Source organism: Pinisolibacter sp. DMC19, assembly GCF_056313985.1.
Genome location: NZ_JBQUZF010000005.1, coordinates 1 through 14,136, shown reverse-complemented (window position 1 = coordinate 14,136; position 14,136 = coordinate 1). Strand labels below are relative to the sequence as shown.

9 protein-coding genes are annotated in these 14,136 nt (G+C 69.0%); 7 read left to right on the top strand and 2 right to left on the bottom strand.

Annotated features, from left to right (window positions below; genetic code table 11):
• Nucleotides 1-51 precede the first annotated feature (51 nt).
• The 5 genes from ACT53U_RS13200 (at nt 52) to ACT53U_RS13180 (ending at nt 7,214) form a co-directional block, all read left to right on the top strand.
• Complete coding sequence (locus ACT53U_RS13200; protein WP_476155760.1) at nt 52-1,326, top strand: aspartate kinase; 1,275 nt, start codon at nt 52-54, stop codon at nt 1,324-1,326.
• A gap of 158 nt (nt 1,327-1,484) precedes the next feature.
• A complete protein-coding gene (gene ptsP, locus ACT53U_RS13195) occupies nt 1,485-3,764 on the top strand; it encodes a phosphoenolpyruvate--protein phosphotransferase (RefSeq protein ID WP_476155758.1) in 2,280 nt (759 codons plus the stop codon).
• A gap of 56 nt (nt 3,765-3,820) precedes the next feature.
• The gene (gene prfA / locus ACT53U_RS13190; protein WP_476155757.1) at nt 3,821-4,894 is read left to right on the top strand and encodes a peptide chain release factor 1; all 1,074 of its coding nucleotides are present in this window, start codon (nt 3,821-3,823) and stop codon (nt 4,892-4,894) included.
• The gene (gene prmC / locus ACT53U_RS13185; protein WP_476155755.1) at nt 4,891-5,796 is read left to right on the top strand and encodes a peptide chain release factor N(5)-glutamine methyltransferase; all 906 of its coding nucleotides are present in this window, start codon (nt 4,891-4,893) and stop codon (nt 5,794-5,796) included. The genes prfA and prmC overlap by 4 nt, the downstream gene beginning before the upstream one ends.
• Nucleotides 5,797-6,233: 437 nt before the next feature.
• Complete coding sequence (locus tag ACT53U_RS13180; protein ID WP_476155753.1) at nt 6,234-7,214, top strand: DUF4167 domain-containing protein; 981 nt, start codon at nt 6,234-6,236, stop codon at nt 7,212-7,214.
• A gap of 80 nt (nt 7,215-7,294) precedes the next feature.
• Here ACT53U_RS13180 and ACT53U_RS13175 read toward each other — a convergent pair whose 3' ends face one another.
• Nucleotides 7,295-8,053, bottom strand: coding sequence for an MOSC domain-containing protein (locus ACT53U_RS13175; RefSeq protein WP_476155752.1), 759 nt, complete (start codon nt 8,051-8,053; stop codon nt 7,295-7,297).
• A gap of 230 nt (nt 8,054-8,283) precedes the next feature.
• Here ACT53U_RS13175 and clpB point away from each other — a divergent pair, with 230 nt between their 5' ends.
• Nucleotides 8,284-10,878, top strand: a complete 2,595-nt coding sequence (clpB, locus tag ACT53U_RS13170) for an ATP-dependent chaperone ClpB (protein ID WP_476155751.1) — start codon at nt 8,284-8,286, stop codon at nt 10,876-10,878.
• Nucleotides 10,879-11,004: 126 nt separating this feature from the next.
• The gene (locus tag ACT53U_RS13165; protein ID WP_476155750.1) at nt 11,005-11,616 is read left to right on the top strand and encodes a YitT family protein; all 612 of its coding nucleotides are present in this window, start codon (nt 11,005-11,007) and stop codon (nt 11,614-11,616) included.
• 7 nt (nt 11,617-11,623) lie between these two features.
• Here ACT53U_RS13165 and ACT53U_RS13160 read toward each other — a convergent pair whose 3' ends face one another.
• Nucleotides 11,624-13,621, bottom strand: coding sequence for a peptidoglycan DD-metalloendopeptidase family protein (locus ACT53U_RS13160; protein ID WP_476155749.1), 1,998 nt, complete (start codon nt 13,619-13,621; stop codon nt 11,624-11,626).
• Nucleotides 13,622-14,136 lie beyond the last annotated feature (515 nt).

Below are 14,136 nucleotides of genomic sequence, written 5' to 3'. Positions count from 1 at the left end.
GCGCGAAGGCGCGTCGCGTCGCATCTTTCGGCATCGATCGCGAGTGGCACGATGGCCCGTCTGGTCCTGAAATTCGGCGGCACGTCCGTCGCCAACGTCGAACGCATCCGCAACGTCGCCCGCCACGTGGCGCGCGAGGTGAAGGCCGGCCATCAGGTCGCGGTCGTCGTCTCCGCCATGTCCGGCGTGACGAACCAGCTGGTCGCCTATGTCCAGGACGCCGCCAAGAGCGGCGAGGCCAAGGCCGGGCTCTTCGACCAGATGGAATACGACGCGGTGGTCGCCTCGGGCGAACAGGTGACGTCGGGTCTGCTCGCCATCGTGCTGCAGTCGATGGGCATCCCGGCGCGCTCGTTCCAGGGCTGGCAGATCCCGCTCGTCACCGACGACGCCCACGGCGCCGCCCGCATCATGGACATCGACGGCGCCCGGCTGATCGACGTGATGAGCGGCGGCGAGGTGGCGGTGATCGCCGGCTTCCAGGGCATCGGCCCGACGGGGCGGATCGCGACGCTGGGCCGCGGCGGCTCGGACACGAGCGCCGTGGCGATCGCGGCGGCGGTCTCGGCCGATCGCTGCGACATCTACACCGACGTCGACGGCGTCTACACCACCGACCCGCGCATCGTCTCCAAGGCGCGCCGGCTGGAGAAGGTCGCCTTCGAGGAAATGCTCGAGATGGCCTCGCTCGGCGCCAAGGTGCTGCAGGTCAGGTCGGTCGAGCTCGCCATGGTCAAGAAGGTGCGCACCTTCGTGCGTTCGAGCTTCGAAGATCCCGACACGGTCGGGGTCGACGCCAACGGCAACCCGCCGGGAACTCTCATTTGCGACGAGGACGAGATCGTGGAAACTCAGGTCGTCACCGGTATCGCCTACTCCAAGGACGAGGCGCAGGTCTCGCTGCGCCGCGTTGCCGACAAGCCGGGCGTCGCCGCCCGCGTCTTCGGCCCGCTGGCGGAGGCCAACATCAACGTCGACATGATCGTGCAGAACACGTCGCCGGACGGTTCCACGACCGACATCACCTTCACCGTGCCGGAAGCCGAACTCGCCCGCGCCACCGCGGTGCTCGAGGCGGCCCAGGCCGACATCGGCCCGACGGTCATCGAGTCGGCGTCCGACGTGGTCAAGGTGTCGGTGATCGGCATCGGCATGCGCTCGCACGCCGGCGTCGCCGCCCAGGCGTTCCAGGCGCTGGCCTCCAAGGGCATCAACATCCGCGCCATCACCACGTCCGAGATCAAGATCTCCGTGCTGATCGACGCGGCCTATACCGAGCTGGCTGTGCGCACCCTCCACACCGCCTACGGCCTCGACAAGGCCTGATCGGCGGATTGTCCGGGCGCGCCCGCCGGTCGCGCCCGACGGATTCCCCATGGTGACGGCGATCCGATTGATTTCGGACGCGGATCGGTGACATGGTGGAATCGGATTCCGGGGGATCGGCCCCCGCGTGCCGAGCCTTCGGAGAGGAGAGAGCGGAGATGCGAGGATCTCTGGGCGCACCGCGCATCCTGCTCCGCAAACTCCGCGAGTTGATGGCGCAGCCGATCGACGCGCAGGAGCGGCTCGACCACATCGTCGAACAGATCGCCACCAACGTCGTGGCCGAGGTGTGCTCGGTCTACGTGCTGCGCGACGACAACGTCCTCGAACTCGCCGCCACCGTCGGCCTCAAGCGCGAGGCGGTGCACCAGACCTCGCTGAAGGTCGGCGAGGGCCTCGTCGGCCTGATCGCGTCGGAGGCGCGCTGCCTCAACCTGCCCAACGCCCAGTCGCATCCGGCCTTCGCCTACAAGCCGGAAACCGGCGAGGAGATGTTCAACGCCTTCCTCGGCGTGCCGATCCTGCGTGCCGGCCGCATGCTCGGCGTGCTGGTCGTCCAGAACAAGGCGCATCGCACCTATCAGGAAGACGAGGTCGAGATCCTCCAGACGACCGCCATGATCATCGCCGAGATGATCGCGGCCGGCGGGCTCGACCACCTGATGCTGCCGGGCTCGGCGCTCGACGTGAAGCGGCCGATGCATCTCGACGGCGTCGGCCTCGGCGAGGGCGTCGGCCTCGGCCACGTCGTCCTGCACGAGCCGCGCATCGTCATCTCCGCCCTCATCGCCGACGACGCCAGCCGCGAGGCGCGGCGGCTCGAGGCGGCGATCGAGAAGCTGCGCATCTCGGTCGACGACCTGCTGTCGTCGAGCGAACTCGATCAGGTCGGCGAGCACCGCGACGTGCTCGAGGCCTATCGCATGTTTGCCTACGACCGCGGCTGGGTGCGCAAGATGGAAGAGGCCGTGAAGAACGGCCTGACGGCGGAAGCAGCGGTCGAGAAGGTCCAGTCTGACACCCGCGCGCGCATGCTGCGCCAGACCGACCCCTATCTTCGCGAACGCCTGCACGACTTCGACGCGCTGGCCAACCGCCTGATCCGCGAACTGATCGGCAAGCCGCACGGGCCGATGGCCGGCGAGCTGCCGAAGGACGCGGTGATCGTCGCCCGCAACATGGGCGCGGCCGATCTCTTCGACTACGACCGCGACCGCATCAAGGGTCTCGTGCTCGAGGAGGGCGCGCCGACCAGCCACATCTCGATCGTCGCGCGCTCGCTCGGCATTCCGGTCGTCGGCCAGATCGAGGGCGTCGTCTCGCTGGTCGAGGATGGCGATTCGATCATCGTCGACGGCGAACTGGGCATCGTCCATCTGCGCCCGGCGCCCGACGTCGAGGCGGCCTTCGCCGAGAAGGTGCGCTTCCGCGCCCGCAAGCAGGCGCAGTATCGCCGGCTGAAGTCGAAGCCCTCGATCACCCGCGACAACCAGCACGTCCAGTTGCTGCTGAACTCCGGGCTCTTCCTCGATCTGCCGCATCTCGAGGAATCGGGTGCATCGGGCATCGGTCTCTTCCGCACCGAACTGCAGTTCATGGTGGCGACGTCCTTCCCGCGGGCGGCGGAGCAGGAATCGCTCTATCGCAAGGTGCTGGAATCGGCCGGCGGCAAGCCCGTCACCTTCCGCTCGCTCGACATCGGCGGCGACAAGATCCTGCCCTATGCCCAGTCCTTCGAAGAGGAAGAGAACCCGGCGATGGGCTGGCGGGCGATCCGCATCGGTCTCGACCGGCCGGGTCTGCTGCGCATCCAGGTCCGCGCGCTCTTGAAGGCCGCGGCCGGGCGCGAGCTGCGTCTGATGTTCCCGATGGTCGCCAGCGTCTCGGAATACGAGCGCGCCCAGGCGCTGGTCGAACGCGAGAAGAACTTCCTCAAGCGGCTCGGCTACGAGCTGCCGGAGACGATCAAGCTCGGCGTGATGATCGAGGTGCCCTCGCTCCTCTTCCAGCTCGACGAGCTCTTCTCCAAGGTGCATTTCGCCTCGGTCGGCTCCAACGACCTGTTCCAGTTCACCTTCGCGGCCGATCGCGGCAACAACCGGCTGTCGGGTCGCTACGACCCGATGTCGCTGCCGTTCCTGCGCATGCTGAAGCTGATCCAGGACAAGGCGGCCGAACATCACGTGCCGGTGACGTTGTGCGGCGAGTTGGCGGGCAAGCCGCTCGAGGCGATGGCGCTGGTGGCGCTCGGCTATCGGTCGCTGTCGATGTCGTCGTCGTCGGTCGGTCCGGTGAAGTCGCTGCTGCTCGATCTCGACGTCGCCAAGCTCCGCGCCCGCGTCCTGCCGCGGCTCGAGGCCGGCGGCCGGCCGAACGAGGATCTGCGCGCGGTGCTGAAGACGTTCGCGGAAGAGCAGGGCCTGCCGGTCGTCCCCTAGCGGCGGATCCCGTCACGCTCCGCCGCCCGTCGTCTTTCCTCGCGCCCGATCCCCCCATGTCCCTCTCGGCCAAGCTCGATGCGGTTCTCGACCGTTTTGCCGTCCTCGACGCGCGGATGAACGCCGGCGTCGACGGCAGCGAATGGGCGGCGTTGTCGCGCGACCGCGCCGAACTCGAGCCGCTGGTCGAGGCGATCCGGGCGCTGCGGGCAGCCGAAGCCGAACTCGCCGGGCTCGACCAACTCCTCGCCGACGCGCAAACCGACGCCGAGATGCGGGCGATGGCGGCGGAGGAACGGCCGCAGGCATTGGCGCGTGTCGCCGCTCTCGACCGCGCCGTCCGTCTCGCGCTGCTGCCGAAGGATTCTGCCGACGATCGCAGCGTCATCCTCGAGGTGCGCGCCGGCACCGGCGGCGACGAGGCGGCGCTCTTCGCCGGCGATCTCTTCCGCATGTACACCCGCCACGCGGCGCTGCACGGCTGGACGGTGACGGTGCTCTCGGCGAGCGAGAGCGAACTCGGCGGCTACAAGGAGATCGTCGCCGAGATCTCCGGCGCCGGGGCCTACGGCCGGCTGAAGTTCGAATCGGGCGTCCACCGGGTGCAGCGCGTGCCGGTGACGGAATCGGGCGGGCGCATCCACACCTCGGCGGCGACCGTCGCGGTGCTGCCCGAGGCCGAGGAGGTCGACGTGGCGATCGCGCCGTCCGATCTCGCCTTCGACACGTTCCGTGCCTCGGGCGCCGGCGGCCAGCACGTCAACAAGACCGACAGCGCGGTGCGCGTGACGCATCTGCCGACCGGCATCGCCGTGGCGGTGCAGGAGGAACGTTCGCAGCACCAGAATCGCGCCAAGGCGATCGCGCTCCTGCGCACCCGGCTGTTCGACATCGAGCGCGAGCGGCTGGCGGCGGCGCGCGCGGCGGATCGTCGCGGACAGGTCGGCTCGGGCGATCGTTCCGAGCGCATCCGCACCTACAATTTCCCGCAAGGCCGCGTCACCGATCACCGCATCGAACTGACGCTCTACGAGCTCGACCGGATGATGGCCGGCGAGGCGCTCGACACGATCGTCGACGCGCTGGTCGCCGACCATCAGGCGACGCTGCTGGCGGAGGCCGAGACATGAGCGCGGGTGTCGCCGAGCGGCTGGCGGGTCTCGCGGTGAAGACCGTCGACACGGTCGGCCGGGCGCTGCGCGCGGCGCTCGCCGGGTCGGGCGAGGGAGCGGTCGCGGAGGCGCGGCTGATCCTCGGTCATGTGCTCGGGTTGGATCTCACCGGACTGATCGCGAAGGGCGATCGGGCGGTCTCGGACGACGAGATCGCCCGCATCGCCGCGCTCGCCGAGCGGCGGATCGCCGGCGAACCGGTGCAACGCGTCGTCGGCGAGGCGTGGTTCCACGGTCTGCGCTTCGCGCTGTCGGAGGCGACGCTGGTGCCGCGGCCGGACACAGAGACGCTGGTCGAGGTGGCGCTTTCGCGCCTCGAGGGCGTCGCGGCCCCCGTCTTTGCCGATCTCGGCGTCGGCTCGGGCGCGATCGTGGTGGCGATCCTTGCCGAGCTTCCCGACGCGCGGGCGGTGGCGAGCGATCTGGCCGAGGAAGCGATCGCCACGGCGCGAGCGAATGCGGGAGCCAACGGCGTCGGCGACCGGGTGATCTTCGTCGCCGGGTCGCAGGGCTCGATGCTGGCGCCGGGCGCCTTCGACGCGATCCTCTCCAATCCGCCCTACATCGAGACGTCGGACATCGACGACCTCGACGCCGAGGTGCGGCTCCATGACCCGCGGCTGGCGCTCGACGGCGGGGCGGACGGGCTCGACGCCTATCGCGAGATCGCGGCCCAGGCGTTCGCGGCGCTGAAACCGGGCGGATTCCTCGCCGTGGAGATCGGCTGGCGACAGGGGAAGGCGGTCTCGGCGCTGTTCGCGGCGGTCGGTCTCGAGGGCGTTGCGGTCGTCCCCGACCTCGCCGGGCGCGACCGCGTGGTGGTCGCCCGGCGCCCCCGCGACACGGCTGCCTCAAAATAAGCCTTGGAAACCGGGCGAGAAATCGTTACGGTCCAAGCACCGAAGCAAATCGTCGACGGACGTGGACCTGCGATGCGCTCTTGTAGCGCCGCTGGGAAGGGGCCTCCCGATCGGGAGAGACCGTCGTACGTGGTGGCCGCATCTCGAGGGGGGACGGCCGTCGGACTTACGGTTCGTCCAACACTTTCAGGGGCCGTAATGCCCGTTCGTGACCGTATCGCTTCGATCCACCGGCAACGGTGACTTCGTCTCGCAGGGGATTTCCCTGGGACACGGAGCGGATCGAGCGGCGCGAAAGCTGGAAGGACGAGAGTCTGCGCGCGGAGCGGGGGCCCGTTGCGCATTGTCCGGCACGCCCTCGCACATGGGCCTCGGCAGAGGAGGCCCGACAGAGGACGAGACCTCGAAACATGTTCCTCGGCAGAGATCGCACGGGTATGAGACAGGGTAATTCCAACAAGCGCATGCGTGGTCGCGGTGGTGGCGGCGGCGGCAACAACAATGGCGGAGGTGGTGGTCGCAAGGGTCCCAATCCGCTGAGCCGCAGCTACGAGTCGACCGGTCCCGACGTCAAGATTCGCGGCACGGCCCTCCACATCGCCGAGAAGTACGTCGCCCTGGCGCGCGATGCGCAGTCGAGCGGCGACCCGGTGTTGGCGGAGAACTATCTCCAGCACGCCGAGCACTACTACCGCATCATCGCCGCCGCGCAGGCCACCATGCCGCAGCCGCAGCCGATCGTGCGCTCCGACATCCAGTCCGACGAGGACGAAGAGGATTTCGACGAGAACACCGGCGAGGCTAGGGTCGAGCCGCGCGCCGAGGCGCGTCAGGCTCCGGTGGTCGGCGACGACGGCTTCATGTCGCCGGATGCGCCGCAGCCCTTCCTCGACGATCTGCCGGTCGACGGCCGCGGCGAGCGGCTGCGCGACGACCGTGTTCGGGGTGATCGCGGCCGTGGCCGTGAGCGCACCAACTTCCGCGACCGCGGCGATCGTCCCGAACGGGGCGACCGGCCGGAGCGCGTCGAACGCCCTGAGCGTCCCGAGCGTCCCGAGCGAGCCGAGCGTGCGGAACGTCCGGAACGGGCCGAGCGCCCGGAGCGGGCCGAAGGCCGTCGCGAAGGTCGCTTCGAGGGCGAGCGTCGCCCGCGTCGCGCCGAGGCCGCCAAGCCGGAAGCCGACGACGTCGCCGATCTCTCGGCGCTGCCCGCCTTCCTGACCGCTGCGCCGACCCGTGTCGCCGCGCCGGTCGAGGCGCCCGTCGAGGCCCCGGCCGTCGATGCGGCGGAAGCCGTCGGTGACGACGAGGCGCCGCGTCGCCGCACCCGTGGCGGTCGCGGTCGTGGCCGCCGTCCGGCCTACGAGGCCGGCGAGGGCGAGACCGAGGCTCCGGCGGCGGAACCCGTCGCCGAGTGATCGGATCGCACATCCCATCATGAAAGAGGCCCGGATCGCGAGATCCGGGCCTCTTTCGTATTCGGCGTCGGTCGGATGTCTCACACCACCAGCGCGTCGCCGCGCGACAGGCGGCCGGGTTCGAGCACGCGGACGTAGATGCCGCAGTCGGTGTGGCCGAGCGTCTGCATGAGATGGCGCGGGATCTGGAGGTCGCGCTCGGCGGTCGCCGGGTTGACCGTGGTGGCGGCGCAGCGCTCGGTGCGCTTGACCACCTCGAAGGGGATGCCGCCGATGGTCAGACGCATCTCGCGCGGCCAGTCGAGTTCGGCACGCGCCTCGAGGCCGTCGACGACGATGTTGGGGCGGAAGCGCAGCGGGTCGACGGGCATGCCGAGGTCGCGCTCCATCCGGCGGATGGTCTCGGCATTGACGAGATGCAGCACCTTCTTCGCCACGTCGGAGAAGGAATGGCCGGGCGCGCGCAGGAGCTTCGGCGCCCCGCGCAGCTCGGCGGGGAAGCGCTCGGTGACGAAGGCCTCGACGGCGGCGATGCCGTCCGCAGTGTCGAGCCGGGCGACGAGACGGGTCTCGCCCGCTTCCGCGATGGTCAGCTCATTCGTTTCGGGATCGAAACGGATTTGCAGCTTCACCAGCGCGGCGTTGCGCATCAGGCAGAGGAACTTGATCTTGGGCAGATGGGCGGGTGCCGCGGGATCGAAGCCAGAGGGACCGTTCTCGATGGCGAAGGCGCGATCGAAGGGCATGGTCTCGCCGGCGGCGAGATCGACGCTCTCGAGGGTCTCGGGCGAGAAGCCCTTGAGGGGATAACGCCAGAGGGTGGCGACGCGTGCGGTCATGGGCAGGCTCCGTTTCGGTCGTCCGGGCCGTCCATTCGGCCGATCGGCGCACGGACGTCAAGCGGGCGCGTCGCAAAGCTGCATTCGGCCTCTTCACAGCGGGGTGATCGCTCCCCACATTTGCCCTCGAAGACGAGATCTCGGTCCATGGCCGGGGTCCACCCATCGATCCAGACGTCGCGTGGCCGTGCCCGATCGGGGCGGCGGGGCGACGGGCCAGGAGGGAAGTCATGAACATCGAGAAGATGACCGAACGCGCCCGCGGGTTCCTGCAGTCGGCGCAGACCATGGCCCTGTCGCGGGGCCATCAACAGTTTCTCCCCGAGCACTTGCTCAAGGTGCTGCTCGACGACGACCAGGGGCTCTGCGCCGGGTTGATCGATCGCGCCGGCGGCCGTTCGCGCGATGCGCTGAAGGCCGTCGATGCGGCGCTCGACAAGCTGCCGAAAGTGTCCGGCGGCTCCGGCCAGCTCTATCTGGCGGCGCCGACCGCGCGGCTCTTCGATCAGGCCGAGAAGATCGCCGAGAAGGCGGGCGACAGTTTCGTCACCGTCGAACGGCTGCTCGTCGCCATCGCGCTCGACAAGGATTCGGACGCCGGCAAGATCCTGGCGGCGGCCGGCGTCACGCCGAACACGCTCAATGCCGCGATCAACGACATCCGCAAGGGCCGCACCGCCGACAGCGCCTCGGCCGAGAACCAGTACGATGCCTTGAAGAAATACGCCCGCGACCTGACCCAGGCGGCGCGCGACGGCAAGCTCGATCCGGTCATCGGCCGCGACGAGGAGATCCGCCGCACCATCCAGGTCCTGTCGCGCCGCACCAAGAACAACCCCGTGCTGATCGGCGAACCCGGCGTCGGCAAGACGGCGATCGTCGAGGGGCTGGCGCTCAGGATCCTCAACGGCGACGTGCCGGAGAGCCTCAAGGGCAAGAAGCTGATGGCGCTCGACATGGGCGCGCTCATCGCCGGCGCGAAGTATCGCGGCGAGTTCGAGGAGCGCCTCAAGGGCGTGCTGTCGGAAGTGCAGGCGGCGGAGGGCGGCATCGTCCTCTTCATCGACGAGATGCACACGCTGGTCGGCGCCGGCAAGTCGGACGGGGCAATGGATGCCTCGAACCTGCTGAAGCCGGCGCTCGCCCGCGGCGAGCTGCACTGCGTCGGCGCGACCACGCTCGACGAGTTCCGCAAGCACGTCGAGAAGGATCCGGCGCTGGCACGGCGGTTCCAGCCGGTCTTCGTCTCCGAGCCGACGGTCGAGGACACGATCTCGATCCTGCGCGGCCTCAAGGAGAAGTACGAGCTGCATCACGGCGTGCGGATCGCCGACTCGGCGATCGTCGCCGCCGCGACCCTGTCGAACCGCTACATCACCGACCGCTTCCTGCCCGACAAGGCGATCGACCTGGTCGACGAGGCCTCGGCGCGGCTGCGCATGCAGGTGGATTCGAAGCCCGAGGAACTCGACGAACTCGATCGCCGCATCATCCAGCTGAAGATCGAGCGCGAGGCGCTCAAGAAGGAGACCGACCAGGGCTCGCGCGACCGTCTCGTGCGGCTCGAGAAGGAGCTCTCCGAACTCGAGGAAGAGTCCGCCGGCCTCACCGCCAAGTGGCAGTTGGAGAAGGACGAGCTGGCGTCGGCCAACAAGATCAAGGAGAGCCTCGATCAGGCGCGCCTCGAACTCGAGCAGGCGCAGCGTTCCGGTCGCTTCGACCGGGCGGGCGAACTCGCCTATGGCGTCATCCCCGGTCTCGAAGGCCGGCTGAAGGAGATCGAGGCCAAGGGCGAGGGCGCCGAGCGGCAGGAATCCGTCACCGCCGACATGGTGGCGCAGGTCGTCTCGCGCTGGACCGGCGTGCCGGTCGACCGCATGCTCGAGGGCGAGCGGGAGAAGCTGTTGCGCATGGAGGATGAACTCGCCCGCCGCGTCGTCGGTCAGGCGGAGGCCGTCCATGCGGTCTCGACCGCGGTGCGCCGGGCGCGCGCCGGCCTGCAGGATCCGAACCGGCCGATCGGCTCGTTCATGTTCCTGGGCCCGACGGGCGTCGGCAAGACCGAGCTGACCAAGGCGCTGGCGTCGTTCCTCTTCGACGACGACACCGCGATGGTGCGCATCGACATGTCCGAATACATGGAGAAGCACTCGGTCGCCCGGCTGATCGGCGCGCCTCCCGGCTACGTCGGCTACGAGGAGGGCGGGGCGCTGACCGAAGCGGTGCGTCGCCGGCCCTATCAGGTGATCCTGTTCGACGAGGTCGAGAAGGCCCATTCCGACGTCTTCAACGTGCTCCTCCAGGTGCTCGACGACGGACGGCTGACCGACGGCCAGGGTCGCACGGTCGACTTCCGCAACACGATCATCGTGCTGACGTCGAACATCGGTGCCGAGTTCCTGGTCGAGCTCGGCGAGCTCGACGACGTCGACAAGGCGCGCGACAACGTCATGGCGATGGTCCGGGCCCACTTCCGGCCCGAGTTCCTGAACCGGCTCGACGACATCCTGCTGTTCCACCGGCTCAAGCGGGCCGACATGGGCCGGATCGTCGACATCCAGTTCGCGCGGCTGACGAAGCTCGTCGCCGACCGGCGGATCGAGCTGACGCTCGAGCCCTCGGCGCGGGAATGGCTCGCCGATCGCGGTTACGACCCGGCCTACGGGGCGCGGCCGCTGAAGCGGGTGATCCAGCGCGAGGTGCAGGACCCGCTGGCCGAGAAGATCCTGATGGGCGAGATCGGCGAGGGTGTCCGCGTCGAGGTGACGGGCGGTGGTGATCGGCTGTTCTTCACCGTCGCCGGTCCGGCGCTCGAAGCGGCGTGAGAGCGCCCGCGCGATGCCGAGAAACGATGAGAGGCCGCCTTCGGGCGGCCTCTTGCGTGTGGCCCCTCGACGCGGGCGCGGCCTTCGCATAGAGGATCGATCGTAACGAAAGTCGAAGGTCGATCGATGGACGCGCCGGACGAGACGATCCCCCATACGCCGCTCGAGGACCTGCTCGCGCTCGTGACCGGCACGCTGATCGTGGCAGTCGGGCTCGAGCTGTTCCGTCGCACCGGCATGGGCACCGGCGGCGCGCCGGGCCTCGCCTTCCTCGTCGGCTACACCACGGCGATCTCGCTGCCGATGGCACTGATGATCGTCAACGCGCCGTTCTATCTCTTCGCGCTGTGGCGGATGGGCTGGCGCTTCACGCTCAAGACCGTCGCCGCCGTGACGCTGCTCGCCACCGAGACCTGGGCGGTGCCGCGGCTGATGGAGGTCGGGCGGCTCGATCCGTTCTTCGGCTCGATCTTCGGCGGCCTGCTGATCGGCGTCGGCCTGCTGATCCTGATCCGCCACCGGGCGAGCCTCGGCGGCGTCGGCATCGTCGCCTTCTGGCTGCAGGAGACGCGCGGCTGGTCGGCCGGCAAGGTGCAGATGGCATTCGACGCGGCGATCCTCGCCGGCACGCTGCTGGTGCTCGACCCCTTCCACGTGATGCTGTCGATCCTCGGCGCGGCGATGATCAATCTGGTGCTCGCCACCAATCACCGTCAGGGCCGCTATCGCGGTTGGTGAGCCGGCTTCAGTTCGCCGCGGCGGTCTTGGTCGTGCCGGTCTTCGCCATCAGCGCGTCGATGCGCGAGCGCTCGCGGCCGAATTCGGCCAGCATGCCGCCGTTCAGCTCCTTGCCGCGCGGCAGCTTGACGCGCATCGGGTCGACGAAGGCCGAGTTGATCAACACCTCGTAGTGGCAGTGCGGACCGGTCGAGACGCCGGTCGAGCCGACGTAACCGACGATCTGGCCCTGACGCACCTTGGTGCCCTTCTCGATGCCCTTGCCGAAGCCGGACATGTGGCCGTAGCCGGTCTCGTAGCCGTTGGCGTGCTGGATGCGGACGTAGCGGCCGTAGCCGCCCTTCCATCCCGCTTCCGTCACCGTGCCGTTGCCCGAGGCGAAGATCGGCGTGCCGGTCGGCGCCGCCCAGTCGACGCCGGTGTGCATGCGGTAGTAGCCGAGCACCGGGTGGCGGCGGCCGCCGAAGCCGGAGCGGAAGACGCCGCCGTCCATCGGTTTGCGCATCAGGAACTTCTTCGCGCTCTTGCCGGCCTCGTCGTAGTAGTCGACGGTGCCGTCATCGGGCGAACGATAGCGGTAGTAGCGCTTGGGCGTGCCGTTGGTGGTGATCGAGGCGTAGAGGATCTCCTGCGGCGCCTTGGCGTCGGCATCGTCCTCGGCGGCGTAGAGCACCTCGAAATGGTCGCCCGGCTTGACGCGCTGGTTGAAGTCGACGTCGAAGGAATAGACCTCGACCAGTTTCTTGATCAGCGCGCGGGGGATCTGGTTGTCGATCGCGGTCTGATAGAGGCTGTAGTAGAGCGACGGCACGCCGCTGGCTTCCGCCACGGTCTCGTCCTCTTCGGCCCCGACGTCGTCGTCGCCGAGACCCGGCTCCTGGGCGGTGACGAAGTTGCCGTAGTCGTCGAGTGCGATGGTGGCGACGTGGGCGCCGTCCTTGGCGTAGACGGTGACGCGCACCGGCTTCAGCTTGTCGGTGGTGTCGACCTTGGCGGTGCCGATGCGCAGGCGATAGCCGCTGTCGATCGACTTGAGGTCGAAGGTCTTGGCCAATGCCTTGAGCGCGTCGGCGATCGCCTTCTCGTCGCCGCCGGCGTCGCGCAGCAGCGTGCGGATCTGGTCGGCGCGATCGATCGTCGTGGTCTTCTCGTCGAGGCCGTTGCCGGTCGCGGCACCCGCGCGGTCGTTGTCCGACTTGGCGAAGAAGGTGACGTTCTCCGGCACGATGCGCATGGCGAGCGCCGAGGCGACACCGCTGCCTCCGGCGCCGCCGAAGAAGCCGCCGTCGGAGGCGGTGACCGGCAGGGCCGCGACCTGGATCGAGCCGTCGGAGAGGAAGCGCGCCTGATCGCCGACGATCATCTGCACTTCGTTGGCGGTCATCACCACGTCGGGGTCGAAGCCGGCGACGTCCATCGGCATGTCACGGGTGCGCAGCGTGATCTCGCCTTCGACCGTCGCGTCGTAGAAGGCGGGGTTGCGTGCCGTCGAGGTGCGGCCGGCGAGGATCTCGGTGTCGGCGAAGACCTTCAGCGGATTGAAGGGCGGGATGTCCGCCGTCGCCTCGGTCTTCTTCAGGCTGAGCGCCGAGGCGATGCGGACGAAGGGGCGGACGCGCACCAGATCGCGGTCGCCGATCCGCGTCATGGTCGACAGGTTGAGCACCTGGCGGGTGGCGGCGCGATCGGGGCCGACGCGCAGACGGTCACCCTTCGACAGGACGCCGGTCTCGGCGTTGACGGTGCGGGCGAGCGGCTCGGGCGCGTCATCGGCGCCGACGGCGATCTCGCGCGGCACGGCGGCATAGGTGTGGCGGCCGTCGAGCGCGACATAGAGCGCGCCACCCATCAGGAAGGTCGAGGTGCAGGCGGTGAGCAGGGTGCCGGCGAGCCACCGGAGCGACAGGGCGCGCCGATCCAGTCGTCCGAGGCCACCGTCCACGAGGAGCGGCAGGTCGGGACCGAGATCGATGGCGTCGCGCCGGTCGGAAGGTGAATGTCGCATCGAAGTCCGTGATGGCCTTCCGTCGCGAAGGCGTGGTCTTGCCCGTTGGTCCCGTCACATGCCGCCGCGATGCGGCGAAGTCGTGGCGAAGCAGCTGACAAGGGTGGCCCTCGGGGGCGCAAAGGTCAATCCGGGCGGGCGGTGCGGCGGAGACGTCGGGTACGAGCCGCGATGTCGCACGTCGGCGCCGAGCGCCGGTCGGCAGAGGCATGAAGCAAGCGCGGATACGCGCACGCGCGCGTACGTGCGAGGGCTCGGAAAGGGGACTCCGAGGCGTCTCGCGAAGCCGAGTTTTCGGCGTCGCCGGGACCAATTCGCGGTCGCGAAATTTGTCCACAGGGCGCGAAGTGTCTGAAATCGGCTGAAAATCAGGCTTTGGCGAAAAAATACGGATGCAGCGCAAAAAAGTGCGAGACGGGTGTTGACGGGGAAAAGTGGGGGGCCTATAACCCGGTCCAACGACGGCGGCCAACGCTGCTGACGACGAAATCCTTCGCTCTGGCGAACGGCTGGTG